At 58.2% G+C, this 2420-nt stretch carries 2 protein-coding genes and 1 tRNA gene; 1 reads left to right on the forward strand and 2 read right to left on the reverse strand.

The features are described 5' to 3' along the window. The first annotated feature begins 262 nt into the window (after positions 1-262). Positions 263-337 (forward strand) — tRNA-Gln (locus AC1DRJ_RS24545). An 80-nt stretch (positions 338-417) separates the two neighbouring features. Here AC1DRJ_RS24545 and lipA read toward each other — a convergent pair. Both lipA and glyA read right to left on the reverse strand, forming a co-directional pair. Continuing rightward, a complete protein-coding gene (lipA, locus tag AC1DRJ_RS24550) occupies positions 418-1404 on the reverse strand; it encodes a lipoyl synthase (RefSeq protein ID WP_477804441.1) in 987 nt (328 codons plus the stop codon). Between the two features lie 175 nt (positions 1405-1579). Then, positions 1580-2420, reverse strand: an 841-nt coding sequence (glyA, locus tag AC1DRJ_RS24555; protein WP_477804442.1) for a serine hydroxymethyltransferase, incomplete at its 5' end; no start/stop codon positions are given.

A 2420-nucleotide genomic window follows, 5' to 3' on the forward strand; every position in this document is an offset into this window, starting at 1 on the left:
CATCTGCGATGAGAGCGTAGTCCAGTTTGACCTCCTCAAAGGACATGAATGGCTGTGTCTAATGTCGATGCCATTTCGGCAGATGGCGGTGGCCTTTACCTCGTGACCAGTCATCAGTCATGAGTTGAATCGACGTAGATGCCCGTTGTATCTGCTCTCGAATAATGTTAAGTAGCTGTTTTAGAACAAAATTATTTTCTATGGGGGCTTCCCGGACGGCGTGAAAGTTGGTAAATTTCCGCCCACACGCAGCAACAGCTACAGGGGCGTCGCCAAGCGGTAAGGCAGCAGGTTTTGATCCTGCCATGCGTTGGTTCAAATCCAGCCGCCCCTGCCATATTCTGTATAAAAAAACGCCAGCACCCAACCGGTCTGGCGTTTTTTTATGCCCGTCACTTGCTCTCCAGGCGATACGCCTCAGCGTTCGACCGACTTCGCGCCCTGAACTTGTTGATCCGCATGGTAAGACGAGCGCACCAACGGGCCGGACGCGACGTTCTTGAATCCCATGCGCAGGCCTTCCTCGGCAAACCAGGAAAACACGTCCGGGTGCACGAAACGCTGGACCGGCAAGTGGCTGCGCGACGGTTGCAGGTACTGGCCGAGCGTGAGCATGTCGACGTCGTGCTCACGCATTCGCTGCATGACCTCGATCACTTCCTCGTCGGTTTCGCCAAGGCCCAGCATCAGGCCGGATTTGGTTGGTACGGTAGGGACCAGCAACTTGAATTTCTGCAACAGGTCCAGTGACCATTCAAAATCCGATCCGGGTCGCGCTGCTTTATACAGGCGCGGCACCGTTTCCAGATTGTGGTTGAACACATCCGGCGGCTCAGTTGCAGTGATCGCCAGCGCAACGTCCATACGCCCCCGGTAATCCGGAACCAGCGTTTCCAGTTGCACGCCCGGCGAGCGCTTGCGGATTTCACGCAGGCAATCGACAAAGTGCTGGGCGCCGCCGTCGCGCAGGTCGTCGCGGTCCACCGACGTGATCACCACGTACTYCAGGCGCAGGTCGGCGATGGCCACTGCGAGGTTCATCGGCTCGTCGGCATCCAATGGTTTCGGTCGTCCATGGCCGACATCGCAGAACGGGCAACGGCGGGTGCAGATGTCACCCATGATCATGAAGGTCGCCGTGCCCCCGGAAAAACACTCGCCGAGGTTCGGGCAGGAGGCTTCTTCACAGACACTGTGCAGCTTGTGTTTGCGCAGAAGCTGCTTGATCCGGTCGACCTCGGGAGAGATCGGCATGCGTACGCGGATCCAGTCGGGTTTACGCGGGAACTCATCGGTCGGGATGATCTTGACCGGAATCCGCGCGACCTTTTCTGCACCGCGCAGTTTGATGCCGACTTGCATTTTGGCCGGGGCGGTGCCGGTTGATTCCACGATTGGGTTCATGTTTATTTTCTTTTGCTCGAGAGGGCAGAGGCGAGTTCCACAGCTTGTCCGCCAAAAAACAATCCAATGTGGGATCGAGCCTGCTCGCGATGACGGTGGATCATTCARCATTGATGTCGACTGACATTCCGCCATCGCGAGCAGGCTCACTCCTACAGGGATTGGGGGTGGCTGATCAGTCGCGGTAAACCGGGAAATCGCTGCACATCGCGGCGGCTTGTTTGGCGATTTGCGCCTCGACATCGGCATCACCAAGGTGATCGAGCAAGTCACAGATCCAGCCCGCCAGTTCGATGCTCTGGGCTTCCTTGAAACCACGGCTGGTGATCGCCGGCGTACCAATGCGCAACCCCGAGGTCACGAACGGCGATTGCGGATCATTGGGCACGGCGTTTTTGTTCACTGTAATCCCGGCTCGGCCGAGGGCGGCGTCGGCGTCTTTACCGGTCAGGCCCTGACGAATCAGACTGACCAGGAACAGGTGGTTGTCGGTACCGCCGGACACCACGTCGAACCCACGGTCGATAAACACTTTGGCCATCGCCTGGGCATTGAGGATCACCTGCGCCTGATAGGTTTTGAAACCCGGCTCCAGCGCTTCCTTGAAGCACACCGCTTTGGCGGCGATCACATGCATCAGCGGGCCGCCCTGACCACCGGGGAACACCGCCGCGTTGAGTTTTTTCTCCAGTTCCGGATTAGCCTTGGCCAGGATCAAGCCGCCACGAGGACCGCGCAGGGTTTTGTGGGTGGTCGTGGTGACGACGTCGGCGAATGGAATCGGGTTGGGGTACAAACCGGTCGCCACCAGCCCCGCAACGTGGGCCATGTCGACAAACAGGTAAGCACCGACTTTGTCGGCAATCTCACGGAAACGTGGGAAGTCCAAGGTCTTCGAATAAGCGGAGAACCCGGCGATGATCATTTTCGGCTTGTGCTCGACCGCCATGCGCTCGACTTCGTCGTAATCAATCAGCCCGGTCGCGGTGTCGATACCGTACTGCACGGCGTTGTAG

The organism is Pseudomonas sp. P5_B2 (assembly GCF_056400445.1).